The following is a 14,806-nucleotide window of genomic DNA, read 5'->3' on the forward strand; positions in this document are numbered from 1 at the left end:
CTCACCCAGCAATGTAATGCGATTGCATTACAAATCAAGCCAATCACTTCTTCAGCGCATCGACCCCCGGCAAGGGCTTGCCTTCCATCCATTCGAGAAAAGCGCCGCCGGCGGTGGAGACGTAGGTGAACTGGTCCTTGACGCCGGCATGGGCGAGGGCGGAGACGGTGTCGCCGCCACCTGCGACGGAGACCAGCAGGCCGGCTTTGGTGCGGGCGGCGACATGCTTGGCGATAGCGACGGTGCCGGCATCGAACGGGGTCATTTCGAAGGCGCCCATCGGGCCGTTCCAGACCACGGTATGGGCGTCATCGATGGCGCCCATGATGCGCTCGATCGAGGAGGGGCCGATGTCCAGGATCATGCCTTCGGGATCGATGGCTTCGGCGCTGTAGAGGCGGGTTGGCGAATTGGCCTTGAAGTGCCAGGAGACGACGGCGTCGATCGGCAGGATGATGGCACACCCGCTGTCGATGGCTTTGTCCATGATGCGCAGGGCAGTCTCGGCCAGGTCCTTTTCGGCCAGCGACTTGCCGACGCCGAAGCCCTGGGCATGCAGAAACGTATTGGCCATGCCGCCGCCGATGACGAGGCCATCGACCTTGGTGACGAGATTTTCGAGCAGGTCGATCTTGGAGGACACCTTGGCGCCCCCGACAATGGCGACGACGGGTTTTTTCGGCTTGCCGAGACCGGTTTCCAGCGCCTCGAGTTCGGCCTGCATGGCCAGGCCGGCCGCAGCGGGCAGCAGATGGGCCAGGGCTTCGGTAGAGGCATGGGCGCGGTGGGCGGCGGAAAAGGCATCGTTGACATAAACGTCGCCAAGGCTGGCTATGCGTTTGGCGAGCTCCGGATCGTTCCTTTCCTCGCCGGGATGGAAACGGGTATTTTCCAAAATGAAGACGCTGCCGGCGGGGGCATCGTCGATGGCCTTCCTGGCGCCGGAAACATCGAGCCAGTCGGTAGGAATGAAACCGACCTTGTGGCCGGTCAGGTCGGCCACGGTGGAAGCGACGACTTCGAGGGAGTAATTGGGGTCGACCTTGCCCTTGGGGCGGCCGAAATGGCTGAGCAGGATCGCCTTGCCGTCATGACGCACGATGTCGCGGATGGTGGGGATCAGCCGCTCGATGCGGGTGGCGTCGCTGACTTTGCCATCGGCGACCGGCACGTTGAGGTCGGCGCGCAGCAGGACGCGCTTGCCGGTGAGATCGAGTTCATCGAGGGTCTTGAAGGTCGCGCTCATGCTGGTCCCCGCCGTGCCGAAATGTGTCCGTGCGTAGCAGAGTGCGCCGGGAGGGGGAAGAGGGCGGGTGGCGCGGTTCGTGCCACGCCCTTGCGGTTGGAGGCGCTCAAGAACTCGCGCCTCACCATGAGGGGTACTGCGGCGACCGGTTTATCAGCAGTCCTCGTGGGGAGGCGGCAAACGAAGCCGATCCACGAACCATGACGCGCGGCCAATCTAGGCGACGGCGACGACGGCGTGGGCCAATTGGCCGAGGAAGAACAGCGGCGCGCTGGCGAGGGTTACCGTAGCGAGCGTTCCCAGATCGTCGATCAGCACGTGGCGGGCAAAGCCGTCGCTGGGCCAGGCGGCGAGTCCGACATGGCGGCGGATGGCGCGATCGCGCCAGAGCAGGAAGCCGGTTGCGGCGGCCGGTGGCAGGAGCATGGCCAGGGGCTGGCCGGTCCAGCCGGTGATGACGGCCGTGGCCGGAATTGCCGGCAGGACTCTGCGCATGACGTGAAACATGATAGCTCCCGAAACGCTGTATGGCGCACAAGTAGCGCGAGTCGATGACTCTGAGACGACAGGCCTACAGGCTAGATGGTGCGTTCAAACAGGCCCGGATAGGCGAGCACAAGACCGTCCGCGTCTATTTCGAGCACGCGTTCGAAATCTGCCGATTGGAAGCGGAAGTGGGTAGCGTCCAATTTGGTATAAATCTGCTCGTTGCGCCGGACGCTCATGTCGTCGCCATCGATCCAGGCCATCGCAAAGCGTTGCGGCATGTCCAGGGTCCACTGGCTGCGCCAGACCGGCAGGGAATTGGTCAGCGGCGTCGGCCAGATGTCGATATCGATGCAGCCATGCAGGGCCGACAGCGGCTCGGCGCGATCGTCGGACCAATTGCCGGCGCCGTCGGCGAATAGTTCGAGGGTTTTGCCGTCGGTGCGATCGAGCTTGAGCGTGCGGGTTTGGCCGGCCTCGTCAAGCTTGATGCGGTAGAAGAGGCCGTAGGTGGGCGTGATGATGGCGCCGCGCATGCGGGTGTCGCGCTCGGTGGCGATGATATGACAGTGCTCGGCCGTGACGGGATCGAAGCCACGCCAGCGAATGGATTTGTTCAGGACCATGGCGCACCGAGTAACCGCTTCTCTCGGGGAAAAGTTAGTCAAAGGGGTAATGGAAGCCATAATGCAGCGTCAACTGATCCGCGCTTGATCTTCCTACTGGTAGAGGAAGGCTATCGCAGATGACCAAGTCTCTTGGCAAATCCGGCAGTCGACCCCTCCCCCTGCGGGGGGAGGATCAAAGTGGGGGTTTACCAGCCGCGATATCGAGGCTCTCGTACCCCCACCCAACCTCCCCCTGACAGGGGGAGCAGCCGTCCCGTGGCCGGGGCAGGATCGTGCCAAGCCATGGGCGATAGCCCGCCCTGAGGCGAGGTGTCGACTACTGGCAGTTCAGTGCCTTAAAGCGTCTTGCCCAGGGCCACGGCGGTGTCGGCCATGCGGTTGGAGAAGCCCCATTCGTTGTCGTACCAGGACAGGACCGCGACGAAATTGCCGTCCATCACCTTGGTCTGGTCGAACGCGACGGTCGAGGAATGGCTGTCGTGGTTGAAATCGATCGAGACATTGGGATGCAGCGTATAGCCCAGAATGCCCTTGAGGGCGCCGTCGGCATAGCCCTTGATGATCTGGTTGATCTCGTCGGCGGTGGTCGAGCGCTTGGCGATGAACTTGAAATCCACCAGCGACACGTTGGGCGTCGGCACGCGGATGGAGACGCCGTCCAGCTTGCCTTTGAGTTCGGGCAGCACCAGACCGATGGCCTTGGCGGCGCCGGTCGAGGTGGGGATCTGGCTGAGCGCTGCGGCGCGACCGCGATAAAGATCCTTGTGCATGGTGTCGAGCGTGGGCTGGTCGCCGGTGTAGGAATGGATGGTGGTCATCATTCCTTTTTCGATGCCGACCGTTTCGTTGAGCACATAGGCCAGGGGGGCCAGGCAATTGGTGGTGCAGGACGCGTTGGAGATCACGACGTGATCCTTGGTCAACTGCTGGTGGTTGATGCCATAGACCACGGTGAGGTCGGCGCCTTCGGAAGGGGCCGAAACGATGACCTTCTTGGCGCCGGCCTGGAGATGGAGTGCGGCCTTGTCGCGGCTGGTGAAGATGCCGGTGCATTCCAGCGCGATATCGATGCCCATGGCGGCGTGCGGCAATTCTTCAGGATTGCGGACGGCGGTCACCTTGATGGGGCCACGGCCGACATCGATGGTGTCGCCATCGACCACGACGTCGCCCTTGAAGCGGCCATGCACGCTGTCGAAGCGGAACAGATGCGCATTGGTTTCGACCGGGCCCAGATCGTTGATCGCCACCACTTCGATATCGGTGCGGCCCGCTTCGATGATGGCGCGGAGGACATTGCGGCCGATACGGCCAAAACCATTGATGGCGACGCGAACTGCCATGGGAGATTCCTTCGAAGGATGGTCAGGGAGGAGGAGAGGCTTTGTTACAACTGTGCGGTGACGGCTTCAACAATGGCCTGGGGCGTAATACCAAAGAACTGGTAGAGCTCGTCGATCGGCCCGGAAGCGCCGAAGGAATTCATGCCGACAAAACGGCCCTTGTCGCCCAAAAGCTTGTCCCAGCTCATCGAGACGCCGGCTTCCACGGCGACGCGGGCCTTGGCCTTGCCGATGATCTCGGTGCGATAGGCGTCGGACTGGTTGGCGAACAGTTCCATGGAGGGCACCGACACGACGCGGGCGGAGATGCCCTTTTCGGCCAAGGCCTTCATGCCGTCGATGGCGATGGCCACTTCTGAGCCGGTAGCGAAGATCACGGCTTCCGCATCCAGGTCGCCGATCAAATTATAGGCGCCCTTGGCCGACTTGTTTTCCATCGTGTACTGGGTGCGCACGGTCGGCAGGTTCTGGCGCGACAGCGCCAGAATGGACGGCGCCGTGGTGGTTTGCAGCGCCAGCTGCCAGCATTCGGCGGTTTCCACCGCGTCTGCCGGGCGGAATACCTGCAGGTTGGGGATCGCGCGCAGCGCCGACAGGTGCTCGACCGGCTGGTGGGTCGGACCGTCTTCGCCCAGGCCGATGCTGTCATGGGTCATCACATAGACAACGCGCTGGCCCATCAGGGCCGAAAGGCGGATGGCCGGGCGGGCGTAGTCGGTAAACACCATGAAGGTGCCACCATAGGGGATCAGCCCGCCATGGAGCGCGATGCCGTTCATGGTCGCGGCCATGCCGTGCTCGCGAATGCCGTACATCATATAGCGGCCGGTGCGGTCATTGGCGGTGAAGGGCAGGGTTTCCTTGGTATTGGTCAGGTTCGAGCCGGTCAGGTCGGCCGAACCGCCAAGGGTCTCGGGTATGGCGGCATTGATGATTTCGAGCGCCATCTGGCCGGACTTGCGCGTTGCCACCTTGGGCTGCTCGGCGCTGAGCTTCTTTTTATAGGCGTCCATCGCCTCGAGAAAGCCAACCGGCAGCGTGCCATTGGCGCGACGCTCGAACTCGTCCTTGTGGGCGGATGCGGCGATGCGTGACTGCCATTCGCCGCGAATGTTCTGCGAGCGGGTGCCGGCAGCACGCCAGGTGGAGAGGATTTCGGGGGGCACTTCAAAGGCCGGGTAGGTGATGCCGAGCGCCGCCTTGGCGCCGGCGATTTCCTCGGCGCCCAGGGGCGAGCCATGCGCGTCCTTAGTGCCGGCCTTTTTAGGCGCACCGAAGCCGATAGTGGTCTTGGCCGCGATCAGGGTGGGGCGGTCGGACGTGCGGGCTTCGAGCAGGGCCGCCTCGATGGCAGCCTGGTCGTGGCCGTCGATTTCGATGGTGTTCCAATGCATTGCCTTGAAGCGGGCGATCTGGTCGGTGGAGTCCGAATTGGAGACGGCGCCGTCGATGGTGATCGAATTGTTGTCCCAGATCAGGGTCAGCTTGTTAAGCTTCAGGTGCCCCGCCAGGGCGATGACTTCCTGGGAAATGCCCTCCATCAGGCAGCCGTCGCCGGCCAGGCACCAGGTATGGTGATCGACCAGGTCATTGCCGAACTCGGCGGCGAGCCTGGCTTCGGCGATAGCCATGCCCACGGCATTGCCGATGCCCTGGCCAAGCGGCCCGGTCGTGGTCTCGATGCCTTGGGCGAAGTGATATTCGGGGTGCCCGGCGGTCTTGGAATTGAGCTGGCGGAAGTTCTTGATTTGATCGATCGTCATGTCCTCGTAGCCGAGGAGGTAGAGGCTCGAATAGAGCAGCATCGAGCCATGGCCGGCCGATAGCACGAAGCGGTCGCGATCGGGCCATTTGCTGTCGGCGGGATCGAACTTCATCACCTTGGTGAACAGGACGGTGGCGATATCGGCGCAGCCCATGGGCAGGCCGGGATGGCCCGAATTGGCTTTTTCCACCGCATCCATGGCGAGGGAGCGGATCGCGTTGGCCAAATCGTTCTGCTGGGCTGTGTTCGTCATTGTGCGTTCCGCTCTGTTGGATCAGAAAAACTGTGGAGAAGCGGTTGTGCCAGCCCTCTCCGCAAGGCGGTTCGAGGCATAACAGGTTCCGATTGCCTGTCAATGACAGCAGGGTTTGCCGGTTGCATGGTTATCACCGGCGGGTCTAACTGGTGGCGGCACGTGTCGAGGGCAGACGATGAGCGAAAGCGATCCCCAGGACGGCATCGAAGCGGCAACGGCACGGTTCGAGCGGGCCATGGTGCGGCTCGACAGCAGTGTCAAAAGCCTCAACAGCCGCATGCGCCAGCTCAATCGCATCGAGGTGGACACCCAGCGCCTGGTGACGGAGCGCGCGCGACTGGCCACCGAGCTGGACAAGGCCGCGGCGCGCGCCAAGCGGCTGGACGACAGCGCTCATGACGTGTCGCGCCGCCTGGTCGAGGCAATGGAGACCGTGCGCGAAGTGTTGGCCAAGGCCTAGCCTTGGCTTATTGTTGTTGCAAAGTGTTGGCAGGAAACGGGGCCGCTTCCTGCAACGCTCGGTAGGAGTTCGCGGATGCCTGAAGTCAATGTGGAAATCAATGGCCGCAAATATCGCATGGCTTGCGAAGAGGGTCAGCAGCAGCATCTTCTGGGATTGGCGGCGCGCTTTAATGCGCAGGTCGAAGGGCTCAAGGGCGCAGTGGGCGAAATCGGCGACAACCGGCTGACGGTCATGGCCGGGATCGCGGTGGTGGACGAATTGGCTGAAGCGGAGCGCCGGATCGAGGCGCTGCAGATGGAGGTGACGATCCTGACCCGGGCCGGGCAAGAGGTGGCGGCGGAATACGATACCCTGGAGGAGCGGTTCGCCACGCGGCTGGGCGAGGCGGCGCGCAAGCTCGAGGCCGTGGCGACGGCGCTGGACGATACCGCAACGCTGCCGAGCTAGGCATGGCAAAGATTGGCAAAACTTGCTAAGATCGGGGTAAAGGAGAGTGCTATGGCAACGATGAACGTATCGCTTCCGAGCCAGATGAAGGCGTGGATCGAGGCGCAAGTGCAGACCGGCAAGTACGGAAATTCCAGCGACTACGTGCGTGACCTGGTGCGACGGGACCAGGAGCGGGCAGATGCGCGCGAGAAATTGCAGCAGATGGTCGATGATGCCTTGGCGAGCGGCATTACGTCCATGACGCGCGAGCAGTTGATGGAGCGGATGCGGGAAAAGGCGAAAGCGGCGATCGATCAGAAGAAAAGTGCTTAAGCTTGGCCTGGATATTGACTGTAGACGCTTTGTCCGATTTGGACCAGATTGCTGCGGAGGGGGCTAGGCAATTTGGGTATCGCCAATCCGAGGTCTATGAAATCAGGCTTGGCGAAGCGTTGGACAATCTGGCGGCTAATCCCTATCTGGGTCCGGAACGCCAGACATCGAGCGGAACCGCCAGGCTCATGCCATGCGGTGCGCACAACATCCTTTACGTGATCGAAAGCGAGGACGTGCTCATCCTGCGCGTTCTGCATGGGCTGCAGAACTGGTTCGATTTGCTGTAACTCCCTTTGCACTCGCGGTGCGAACGCATTATATCAAGGCTGCTGCCCGGTGCGTGTGGATACCTTTTATCCCCGGGGCCTTAACGATCCTAAGGGAGCTGTCCCTGACTGGGCTCCTGGGCTCAGACATACGGCGCCCACCTACGTAAAGTAGGTTCCCGGGATCGTGTATCCCACGGCCAGGGCGGCACCTCATTTCCGGCGGACGGATACGCGGCGCGGCATGGCTGACGACACGATTGAAAACGCCAAGGCGGCATTGCGGGTCCGGGCGCATGCCACGCGGGCGGCCTTGTCGCAGACGAGCCGCGATGACGCGGCGCTCGCCGTCGCCGAGTATTTTTTCAAGCATATCGATCTGTCGCGGGGCGAGGTGGTGGCTGCCTATTGGCGCATCCGGGACGAGCTGGATTGCCGGCCGATCCTGGTACGGCTGATGGACAGCTTGCAGCCGGTGGTGCTGCCCGCCGTGCTGGGTCCGGATGAACCGTTGCAGATGCGGCTTTGGGAGCAGGGCGCCGCGCTTTATCCCGCCGGGTTCGGCACGCTGGCGCCCGCAGAGCTGGCGCCCCAGGCGCAGCCCGATGTGGTGCTGGTACCGCTCCTGGGGTTCGACAAGGCGGGTACGCGCCTGGGCTATGGCGGCGGCTATTACGATCGCACCCTGGCCGGGATGAGCAAAAAGCCGCGGGTGATCGGGCTGGCTTTCGCCGCCCAGGAGGTCGATACCATTCCGCGGCAAGCCCATGACATTGCCCTTGATGCCATCGTCACCGAAACCGGTGTGCGCCAGTTTGGATCGGCCCGATGAAGTTTTTGTTTTTGGGCGATGTCGTGGGCCGCGCCGGGCGCGATGCCATTGCCGATCGCCTGCCGGGGATCATCGAGCAATACGGGTTCGATTTCGTCGTGGTCAATGGCGAAAATGCCAGCCATGGGCGCGGCCTGACCGGTCCGCATTTCCAAGCCATCAAGGATGCCGGCGCCGATATCGTGACCTTGGGCGACCATGCGTTCGACCAGCGCGATACGCTCAGCTTCATCGAGCGCGAGCCCACGTTGATCCGGCCGATCAACATGCCGGCGGGCACGCCGGGGCGTGGCGCGATGTTCGTCGAGGGCCGCAATGGCCACCGGGTATTGGTGATCAACGCCCTGGGACGGGTGTTCATGCCCCCGATCGACGATCCGTTCCGGGCCATCGAGGCGGCGGTCGCGGCATGCCCGCTGGGCGAACAGGCCGATGCCATCATCGTGGATTTTCACACCGAGGCGACGTCGGAAATCCAGGGCATGGGGCATTTCCTGGACGGACGAGTAAGCCTGGTCGTGGGCACCCACACCCATATTCCCACCGCCGATCAACGGATCCTGCGCGGCGGCACGGCGCTGATGGCCGATGCCGGCATGTGCGGGGACTATGATTCGGTGATCGGGGTGGAACCGGAGGAGCCGATCAACCGGTTTCTCACCGGTATCATGGGCGGCCGGTTTTCGCCGGCCGAAGGGGCGGCGACGCTGTCGGGCGTGGCGGTCGAAACCGATCCGCGCAGCGGGCTGGCGCTCAAGGTCGTGCCGGTGCGCGTCGGCGGCGTGCTGGCCCAGGCACTGCCGGAGTTCTAGCGCCGGCGTGGGGTAGTCCCACCTTCACAATCGGGTTTTGTGCCCCTATAAGCGGGCAAAATTTCAAAATGCATCCCGGGGGACCGAATGGCCGGCCATTCACATGCCAAGAACATCATGCACCGCAAGGGCAAGAGCGACGCCGTGCGCTCCAAGGTCTTTTCCAAGCTGGCGCGCGAAATCACCGTTGCCGCCAAGCTGGGCATGCCCGATCCGGCCTTCAATTCGCGTCTGCGCCTGGCCGTCAACAATGCGCGTGCCCTGTCGATGCCGCGCGACAATATCGAGCGCGCCATCAAGAAGGCGATCGGCAATGACGGCGAAAATTACGAGGAAATCCGCTACGAAGGCTATGGCCCCGGTGGCGTGGCCATTATCGTCGAGACCCTGACTGACAACCGCAACCGCACTGCGTCCAACGTGCGCTCGACCTTCTCCAAGAATGGCGGCGCCATGGGCGAAACCAATTCGGTCGGCTTCATGTTCGACAAGATCGGGGAGATCGAATATGCGGGCAAGGCCGGCTCGGCCGACAAGATCATGGAAGCGGCGATCGAGGCGGGCGCCGACGATGTGGAAAGCGACGAGGACGGCCATTGGATCTATACCTCGTTCGAAGCCATGATCGAGGTATCGGCGGCGCTCGAAAAAGTGCTTGGGGAGGCCGAGTCGATCAAGGCGATCTGGAAGCCGCAGACCAATACGCCGATCGATGCGGAAAAGGGCGCGACGCTGATGAAGCTGATCGGCCTGCTCGAGGAAGACGATGACGTGCAGAACGTCTATTCCAACTTCGAGATGAGCGACGAGGACATGGCCAAGCTCGACGGCTAGGTTCCGTCAGCCGGCCTGGCTCAGGGCGACCGGTGGATCGTCGGTGGCCTGGATGATGGCGACGCGGTTGCGGCCAGCCTGCTTGGCATTGTAGAGCCGCTGGTCGGCAATGCGGAACAGTTCGGCGAAACTGGCGGTCCCCTCGAACACGGCACCGCCAATGCTCACCGAGAGCTGGCGTGGACGACCGTCAGGCGAGAATGCCGCCAGATTGACCGAACGGCGGATGCGCTCGGCAATGGTTTGGGCGCCGTGCTGGTCGACATTGGGCAGATAGACGCCGAATTCCTCGCCGCCCATGCGGCCGACCAGTTCGCCAGGTCTCAGCACGGCGCGGATCGAGCGCGCGATGATGGTCAGCGCCTCGTCGCCCGCATCATGGCCGAACAGATCGTTGATGGCCTTGAAGTTGTCGGCGTCGATCATCAGCAGGGCGCCGTAAGGCGGGGGGTCGGTGCGGGCAAGCCGTGTCGTGACCTTGCCGGTGAAGGCGCCGCGATTGAGGCAGGCCGTCAGGCTATCGGTGCGCGCCACGAGGCCCAGACGCAGATTGCTGATCGCCAGGCCCCGGACCCGCATGCTCATGTAAAAGAACAGCGGCATGCCCAAAAGGACCGGCAGCACGGTGGCGCTGACGATGGAGCGATGTACGGCGCTGGGGCCCAGGCCATCAAAGAACACGGCGTTGAACGCCACTGATACCGCAACGCAGCCCAGGGTTCCGAGCAGGGTCCAGCGCACGACGCTCGACCAGCTCTGCAAGGCACGGACCAGTCTGGAAGCGGCCATGGACACTCTTTCTGCTCAACGCAATCAATGCGTGCGGATATGGGTGGCCAATCAAATCGGCCGATCGATGTGTCGGCGGGCTGGCCTGATCGTTTCGCTGGCGTTTGGCCGTCAGGAGATCAGCCGCCAGTTGCGATGCAGCGGTTGCATCTGGCTGGAATAACGCAACGAGGCGTGTGTGCTGGCAGCGGGGGGCCCGCGAAGCGTGCAGGCAGGCAATCGGCTGGCGCTCTGGATCATCGCGGTTCTTTCGTGCATTCCCGAGCGTGACACTAGGCAGGGGTGTTGAAGATGGTATTGGCGAGATTGCCGCGATTTTATTGATCCCCGGTTTTCCACCGCCGGTGTTTCTGCTTTGTTCACTTTGGGCTTGGTAGGGTGACGCGGGGTAGCTAAAGGTGGGTCATGAACAAGGCTGTGCGAATCATCGGCATCGATCCAGGCCTGCGCCGTTGCGGCTGGGGCATCATCGCCTCCGAGGGCAGCCGGCTGGCTTTTGTCGCCTGCGGCACGATAACGCCGCCGGTCGATGGGTCTTTGGCGGATCGGCTGGCAGTGCTGTATTCGGCGTTGACGCAGGTGCTGGAGCGACACGCGCCCGACGAGGCGGCAGTCGAGGAAACCTTCGTCAATGCCGGTGCGCGGTCGGCGCTGCTGCTGGGGCAGGCGCGCGGCGTGGCGCTGATGACGCCGGCGGCGCATGGCTTGCCGGTGGCCGAATATGCCGCCAATCTGGTCAAGAAATCGGTGGTGGGCACCGGCCATGCCGAAAAGGGGCAGGTTGGATTGATGGTCAAGCTGCTGCTGCCCGCGGCCGATGTCAAAGGCGCCGATGAAGCCGATGCGCTGGCTATCGCCATCTGCCATGCCCATCATCGTGTCGCGGCGCAACGGCTCAAGGCCTCGGCATGATCGGCAAGCTCAAGGGCGTCGTCGACAGCTTTGCCGAGGACAGCGCGCTGATCGATGTCGGCGGCGTGTGCTACGAGGTGTTCTGCTCCTCGCGCACGCTGCAGGCGCTGCCGCGCGTGGGCGAGGCCAGCGTGGTGTTCATCGAAACCGTGGTGCGCGAAGACATGATCCGGCTTTATGGGTTTTCCAGCCAGGCCGAAAAGGCCTGGTTCACGCTGCTGATGACCGTGCAAGGTGTCGGCGCGCGCGTGGCTCTGGCAATCCTTTCGGCGCTGTCGCCTTCCGAGCTGTCGAGCGCCATCGCCTTGCAGGACAAGGCGATGATGGGGCGGGCCAATGGTGTGGGCCCCAAATTGGCAGTGCGGCTGGTGACCGAACTCAAGGGCAAGGTGCCGACGACGGGGGCAATCGACGCGGGCGTGCTGGGGCTGCAATCGGCGCTGGGCGAGGGCTTGGCGTCGAGCAATATCACCGATGCCGTCTCCGCCCTGACCAATCTGGGCTATTCCAGCGCCCAGGCCTCGGCGGCCTTGGCGCGGATCGTCGCGCGCGAAGGGGATGGGACACCGACCGAAAAGCTGATCCGGCTGGGACTGCGAGAGCTGAGCAGTTGACGCCTTGAAAAGCCCGCGATTCCTTACTACTGTGATATGTAAGGAACTCTCTGGAGGTAAGGAATGAACGAGCATCTGCAAATATGTGCACGTTCGAAGATGACCAGCAAAGGCCAGACGACCGTGCCGCGCGAAATTCGCGACGCACTCGGCTTGGCGGAGGGCGTGCAAATCGAATGGGTCGTCAATCAGGCCGACGGAACGGCGACGATAAAGCCTAGAACACTGCGCGCCGTTGATCTGGCCGGTTTTCTTGGGCCATCTCCTGTAGGGCCGGTAAGCATCGAGCAGATGAATGAGGGTATCGCAGAGGCGGTGGCGGAGCGCTTTGCGCGAGCTGTGAAGCGATGATCGGTGTCGACACCAACGTTCTGGTGCGACTTGTTGTTGAAGAAAATTTTGAGCAAACAGCCTTGGCGATAAGCTTTTTTGATGCACGATCACCGGCTAGCCCTGCGCATATATCCTTGATCGTGATTGCCGAATTGGCGTGGGTACTCGGCAAAACTTACAAATTTGGCTATGACCGCGTAGCGGCCTTTATAGAGCGGCTCCTTGAAACATCAGACATTGTCGTCGAACGCAGCGACATCGTGAAATGGGCTCTGGACCAGTTCAATCATGCCAAGATCGATTTTGCCGATTTGCTCATTGCTGAGATCAATCGCCAGGCCGAGTGCGAAGCAACGGTGACCTTCGATCGAAATGCCGCCAAGCGTATATCCGGAATGGATCTGCTCGCGTGACCCTTACCTCCCCTGCTGCCGGTCGCGACGATCCGCTCGATGTCTCCCTGCGCCCCACCGGGTTTTCCGAATTCGTCGGGCAGGCGGCGGCGCGGGCCAATCTGGAAGTATTCATCGAGGCGGCCAAAAGGCGTGGCGCAGCGCTGGATCACGTGTTGTTCGTGGGGCCGCCCGGGCTGGGCAAGACCACGCTGGCGCAGATCATTTCGCGCGAACTGGGCGTTGGCTTTCGCGCCACGTCCGGCCCGGTAATCGCTAAGGCGGGGGATCTGGCGGCGCTGCTGACCAATCTGGAAGACCGCGATGTGCTGTTCATCGACGAGATCCACCGGCTCAATCCGGCGATCGAGGAAATCCTTTATCCGGCAATGGAGGATTACCAGCTCGACCTGATCATCGGGGAGGGGCCGGCCGCCCGTTCGGTGCGGATCGATCTGGCCAAGTTCACCCTGGTCGGCGCAACGACGCGCGCGGGCCTTTTGACCACGCCGCTGCGCGACCGTTTCGGCATTCCCGTGCGGCTCAATTTCTACACGCCCGAAGAGCTGGTGCAGATCGTGACGCGCGGGGCGCGGCTCCTGGGCATGCCGATGGCGCCCGACGGGGCCATGGAGATCGCCCGGCGCTCGCGCGGCACGCCGCGCATTGCCGGCCGGCTGCTGCGGCGGGTAACCGATTTTGCCTTGGTCGACGGTTCGGGCGAGATCACCCGCGCCATCGCCGACAAGGCGCTGCTGCGGCTCGATGTCGATGCGCGCGGGCTGGACCAGCTCGACCGGCGGTATCTCACCACCATCGCCGAGTTCTATGGCGGCGGCCCGGTCGGCATCGAAACCATCGCCGCGGCGCTGAGCGAGCCGCGCGATGCGATCGAGGAGATCGTCGAGCCTTACCTGCTCCAGCAAGGCTTCATCCAGCGCACCTCGCGCGGCCGGATGCTGACCGGGGCGGCGTTCCAGCATCTTGGCCGGGCCGTGCCCCAAGGCTTTGTCGGCATGCAGGCAAGCCTGTTCGAGGGGCCGGAGGCGGAGGAGTGAGCGGTCCGCACCACTTCCCAATTCGCGTCTACTATGAAGACACAGACTTTTCCGGCAACGTCTATCATGCCGCCTATCTCAAGTTCTTCGAGCGGGGGCGGACGGAATTGCTGCGTGATTTCGGCATTCACCATTCGGTTCTGGCCCGGGATGGCCTCGCCTTTGCCGTTCGGGCGATGGAGCTGCAGTTTTTGGGCGCGGCGCATATCGATGATCTGCTGGTGGTCAGCACCGCAGTCCGGTCGGTCACCGGCGTCCGGCTGACGCTGCAACAGACTATCGAACGCGACGGCATGCATTTGACGCAGGCCGAAGTGGTGGTGGTGGCGATCAACACGGCGGGCGGGGTCGCGCGGTTGCCGAGGGCGTTGCGGACGCGACTGTCTGCGGGGAGATAGTGAGGGGACCGCATCGCCGCCCCCTCTGATCGCGCATTACATCGCTGCAGCCATGACCTGGCCACGGATTTCACCATCGGGATGGGCAGCGGTGTGGACGTTGAAATACCACATGCCGTCCTGCAAGGCAGTGGCCTGGTCATCGGTCAGGGTCGCCGTGCCCGTGATGGGGCTGGCCATCGGACCTTCGATCGGAACGACCGGGCTGGCGGTGGCATCGGGCGCCGCCGGACCGTGGAAATGTGCGGCGGTAGCCTCGCCAGTCAGGCCGTCATAGGTTACGGTCCAGGCAAATTCATTGCTGTCCGTATCGTAGGTGGCTTCCAGCATGCCGGTGCCGGCAGAGTCGTTCGCGGGCACTTCGGAAGCGCCGTTCAATTCGGCACTCATATTGATGACTTCGGCGTAAGCGGGCGCGGCGGCGAACATTGCCCCACCCAGGATCAGTGCGGCTAGCGCGGTTGTGCGAACGGTCATGGCGATTTCCTCCTTTTTGGACGCAATCGGTGTTGCGGATTGTGCAACGACGGGGGGGCTGGCCCGTTCCTTCACAACTTCGACGAGCCGGCGCGCGGACAGCCTTTTGTTAACCAATCCTTGACCATAATTGCGG

At 62.9% G+C, this 14,806-nt stretch carries 21 protein-coding genes and 1 other RNA gene; 15 read left to right on the forward strand and 7 right to left on the reverse strand.

Annotated features, from left to right (window positions below; all coding sequences use genetic code 11):
* Positions 1-43 precede the first annotated feature (43 nt).
* From ACFE8X_RS14660 to tkt, 5 genes are all read right to left on the reverse strand, one after another.
* Positions 44-1,246: a phosphoglycerate kinase gene (locus ACFE8X_RS14660; protein ID WP_375452230.1), complete on the reverse strand. Its 1,203-nt coding sequence runs from the start codon at positions 1,244-1,246 to the stop codon at positions 44-46.
* A gap of 216 nt (positions 1,247-1,462) precedes the next feature.
* Entirely contained in the window at positions 1,463-1,753 is a 291-nt protein-coding gene (locus ACFE8X_RS14665; protein WP_375452231.1) for a hypothetical protein, read from the reverse strand.
* Positions 1,754-1,824: 71 nt separating this feature from the next.
* Positions 1,825-2,358: a putative glycolipid-binding domain-containing protein gene (locus ACFE8X_RS14670; protein ID WP_375452232.1), complete on the reverse strand. Its 534-nt coding sequence runs from the start codon at positions 2,356-2,358 to the stop codon at positions 1,825-1,827.
* Between the two features lie 338 nt (positions 2,359-2,696).
* The gene (gap, locus tag ACFE8X_RS14675) at positions 2,697-3,704 is read right to left on the reverse strand and encodes a type I glyceraldehyde-3-phosphate dehydrogenase (protein ID WP_375452233.1); all 1,008 of its coding nucleotides are present in this window, start codon (positions 3,702-3,704) and stop codon (positions 2,697-2,699) included.
* A 44-nt stretch (positions 3,705-3,748) separates the two neighbouring features.
* Entirely contained in the window at positions 3,749-5,722 is a 1,974-nt protein-coding gene (gene tkt, locus ACFE8X_RS14680) for a transketolase (protein WP_375452234.1), read from the reverse strand.
* A 178-nt stretch (positions 5,723-5,900) separates the two neighbouring features.
* On the opposite strand from tkt, the gene ACFE8X_RS14685 reads away from it, so the two are divergent.
* The 8 genes from ACFE8X_RS14685 (at position 5,901) to ACFE8X_RS14720 (ending at position 9,697) form a co-directional block, all read left to right on the forward strand.
* Entirely contained in the window at positions 5,901-6,185 is a 285-nt protein-coding gene (locus tag ACFE8X_RS14685; protein ID WP_375452235.1) for a DUF4164 family protein, read from the forward strand.
* Between the two features lie 75 nt (positions 6,186-6,260).
* Positions 6,261-6,635 carry a cell division protein ZapA gene (locus ACFE8X_RS14690; RefSeq protein ID WP_375452236.1) on the forward strand — a complete coding sequence of 125 codons (375 nt, stop codon included), beginning with the start codon at positions 6,261-6,263 and terminating at the stop codon, positions 6,633-6,635.
* Positions 6,636-6,686: 51 nt separating this feature from the next.
* Positions 6,687-6,950 (forward strand): type II toxin-antitoxin system ParD family antitoxin, encoded by a 264-nt coding sequence (locus ACFE8X_RS14695; RefSeq protein ID WP_375452237.1) that lies wholly within the window; start codon positions 6,687-6,689, stop codon positions 6,948-6,950.
* A 14-nt stretch (positions 6,951-6,964) separates the two neighbouring features.
* The gene (locus ACFE8X_RS14700; protein WP_375452238.1) at positions 6,965-7,240 is read left to right on the forward strand and encodes a type II toxin-antitoxin system RelE/ParE family toxin; all 276 of its coding nucleotides are present in this window, start codon (positions 6,965-6,967) and stop codon (positions 7,238-7,240) included.
* A gap of 36 nt (positions 7,241-7,276) precedes the next feature.
* A non-coding RNA gene (ssrS, locus tag ACFE8X_RS14705) (6S RNA) lies at positions 7,277-7,435 on the forward strand.
* Between the two features lie 28 nt (positions 7,436-7,463).
* A complete protein-coding gene (locus ACFE8X_RS14710; protein WP_375452239.1) occupies positions 7,464-8,051 on the forward strand; it encodes a 5-formyltetrahydrofolate cyclo-ligase in 588 nt (195 codons plus the stop codon).
* On the forward strand, positions 8,048-8,863 hold the full coding sequence (locus tag ACFE8X_RS14715) for a TIGR00282 family metallophosphoesterase (RefSeq protein WP_375452240.1): 816 nt from the start codon (positions 8,048-8,050) through the stop codon (positions 8,861-8,863). Before ACFE8X_RS14710 ends, ACFE8X_RS14715 begins: the two co-directional genes overlap by 4 nt.
* An 87-nt stretch (positions 8,864-8,950) precedes the next feature.
* Complete coding sequence (locus tag ACFE8X_RS14720) at positions 8,951-9,697, forward strand: YebC/PmpR family DNA-binding transcriptional regulator (protein WP_375452241.1); 747 nt, start codon at positions 8,951-8,953, stop codon at positions 9,695-9,697.
* A gap of 6 nt (positions 9,698-9,703) precedes the next feature.
* Here ACFE8X_RS14720 and ACFE8X_RS14725 read toward each other — a convergent pair whose 3' ends face one another.
* Complete coding sequence (locus tag ACFE8X_RS14725; protein ID WP_375452242.1) at positions 9,704-10,486, reverse strand: GGDEF domain-containing protein; 783 nt, start codon at positions 10,484-10,486, stop codon at positions 9,704-9,706.
* Between ACFE8X_RS14725 and ACFE8X_RS14730 the strand changes: the two genes are divergently transcribed.
* The 7 genes from ACFE8X_RS14730 to ACFE8X_RS14760 all read left to right on the forward strand — a co-directional run bounded on the left by ACFE8X_RS14730 (position 10,485) and on the right by ACFE8X_RS14760 (position 14,193).
* Positions 10,485-10,649: a hypothetical protein gene (locus tag ACFE8X_RS14730; RefSeq protein WP_375452243.1), complete on the forward strand. Its 165-nt coding sequence runs from the start codon at positions 10,485-10,487 to the stop codon at positions 10,647-10,649. The two genes, ACFE8X_RS14725 and ACFE8X_RS14730, sit on opposite strands and share 2 nt — an antisense overlap.
* A gap of 242 nt (positions 10,650-10,891) precedes the next feature.
* The gene (ruvC, locus tag ACFE8X_RS14735; RefSeq protein WP_375452244.1) at positions 10,892-11,398 is read left to right on the forward strand and encodes a crossover junction endodeoxyribonuclease RuvC; all 507 of its coding nucleotides are present in this window, start codon (positions 10,892-10,894) and stop codon (positions 11,396-11,398) included.
* Positions 11,395-12,012 (forward strand): Holliday junction branch migration protein RuvA, encoded by a 618-nt coding sequence (gene ruvA / locus ACFE8X_RS14740; protein ID WP_375452245.1) that lies wholly within the window; start codon positions 11,395-11,397, stop codon positions 12,010-12,012. The genes ruvC and ruvA overlap by 4 nt, the downstream gene beginning before the upstream one ends.
* A 63-nt stretch (positions 12,013-12,075) precedes the next feature.
* Entirely contained in the window at positions 12,076-12,363 is a 288-nt protein-coding gene (locus ACFE8X_RS14745; RefSeq protein ID WP_375452246.1) for an AbrB/MazE/SpoVT family DNA-binding domain-containing protein, read from the forward strand.
* Positions 12,360-12,758 carry a PIN domain-containing protein gene (locus ACFE8X_RS14750; RefSeq protein ID WP_375452247.1) on the forward strand — a complete coding sequence of 133 codons (399 nt, stop codon included), beginning with the start codon at positions 12,360-12,362 and terminating at the stop codon, positions 12,756-12,758. Before ACFE8X_RS14745 ends, ACFE8X_RS14750 begins: the two co-directional genes overlap by 4 nt.
* Positions 12,755-13,795 (forward strand): Holliday junction branch migration DNA helicase RuvB, encoded by a 1,041-nt coding sequence (gene ruvB / locus ACFE8X_RS14755; RefSeq protein ID WP_375452248.1) that lies wholly within the window; start codon positions 12,755-12,757, stop codon positions 13,793-13,795. The genes ACFE8X_RS14750 and ruvB overlap by 4 nt, the downstream gene beginning before the upstream one ends.
* Complete coding sequence (locus ACFE8X_RS14760) at positions 13,792-14,193, forward strand: YbgC/FadM family acyl-CoA thioesterase (RefSeq protein WP_375452249.1); 402 nt, start codon at positions 13,792-13,794, stop codon at positions 14,191-14,193. Before ruvB ends, ACFE8X_RS14760 begins: the two co-directional genes overlap by 4 nt.
* A gap of 36 nt (positions 14,194-14,229) precedes the next feature.
* Here ACFE8X_RS14760 and ACFE8X_RS14765 read toward each other — a convergent pair whose 3' ends face one another.
* Positions 14,230-14,670, reverse strand: a complete 441-nt coding sequence (locus tag ACFE8X_RS14765) for a CHRD domain-containing protein (protein ID WP_375452250.1) — start codon at positions 14,668-14,670, stop codon at positions 14,230-14,232.
* Positions 14,671-14,806: the final 136 nt, after the last annotated feature.

Source organism: uncultured Devosia sp. (genome assembly GCF_964244875.1).
Lineage (GTDB): Bacteria > Pseudomonadota > Alphaproteobacteria > Rhizobiales > Devosiaceae > Devosia.

Bases quoted from the DNA above. Each gene is read 5' to 3' on its own strand.
- ACFE8X_RS14660 (WP_375452230.1), bottom strand. From the start codon at position 1,246: ATGAGCGCGACCTTCAAGACCCTCGATGAACTCGATCTCACCGGCAAG.
- ACFE8X_RS14665 (WP_375452231.1), bottom strand. From the start codon at position 1,753: ATGTTTCACGTCATGCGCAGAGTCCTGCCGGCAATTCCGGCCACGGCC.
- ACFE8X_RS14670 (WP_375452232.1), bottom strand. From the start codon at position 2,358: ATGGTCCTGAACAAATCCATTCGCTGGCGTGGCTTCGATCCCGTCACG.
- gap (WP_375452233.1), bottom strand. From the start codon at position 3,704: ATGGCAGTTCGCGTCGCCATCAATGGTTTTGGCCGTATCGGCCGCAAT.
- tkt (WP_375452234.1), bottom strand. From the start codon at position 5,722: ATGACGAACACAGCCCAGCAGAACGATTTGGCCAACGCGATCCGCTCC.
- ACFE8X_RS14685 (WP_375452235.1), top strand. From the start codon at position 5,901: ATGAGCGAAAGCGATCCCCAGGACGGCATCGAAGCGGCAACGGCACGG.
- ACFE8X_RS14690 (WP_375452236.1), top strand. From the start codon at position 6,261: ATGCCTGAAGTCAATGTGGAAATCAATGGCCGCAAATATCGCATGGCT.
- ACFE8X_RS14695 (WP_375452237.1), top strand. From the start codon at position 6,687: ATGGCAACGATGAACGTATCGCTTCCGAGCCAGATGAAGGCGTGGATC.
- ACFE8X_RS14710 (WP_375452239.1), top strand. From the start codon at position 7,464: ATGGCTGACGACACGATTGAAAACGCCAAGGCGGCATTGCGGGTCCGG.
- ACFE8X_RS14715 (WP_375452240.1), top strand. From the start codon at position 8,048: ATGAAGTTTTTGTTTTTGGGCGATGTCGTGGGCCGCGCCGGGCGCGAT.
- ACFE8X_RS14720 (WP_375452241.1), top strand. From the start codon at position 8,951: ATGGCCGGCCATTCACATGCCAAGAACATCATGCACCGCAAGGGCAAG.
- ACFE8X_RS14730 (WP_375452243.1), top strand. From the start codon at position 10,485: ATGGACACTCTTTCTGCTCAACGCAATCAATGCGTGCGGATATGGGTG.
- ACFE8X_RS14725 (WP_375452242.1), bottom strand. From the start codon at position 10,486: ATGGCCGCTTCCAGACTGGTCCGTGCCTTGCAGAGCTGGTCGAGCGTC.
- ruvC (WP_375452244.1), top strand. From the start codon at position 10,892: ATGAACAAGGCTGTGCGAATCATCGGCATCGATCCAGGCCTGCGCCGT.
- ruvA (WP_375452245.1), top strand. From the start codon at position 11,395: ATGATCGGCAAGCTCAAGGGCGTCGTCGACAGCTTTGCCGAGGACAGC.
- ACFE8X_RS14745 (WP_375452246.1), top strand. From the start codon at position 12,076: ATGAACGAGCATCTGCAAATATGTGCACGTTCGAAGATGACCAGCAAA.
- ACFE8X_RS14750 (WP_375452247.1), top strand. From the start codon at position 12,360: ATGATCGGTGTCGACACCAACGTTCTGGTGCGACTTGTTGTTGAAGAA.
- ACFE8X_RS14765 (WP_375452250.1), bottom strand. From the start codon at position 14,670: ATGACCGTTCGCACAACCGCGCTAGCCGCACTGATCCTGGGTGGGGCA.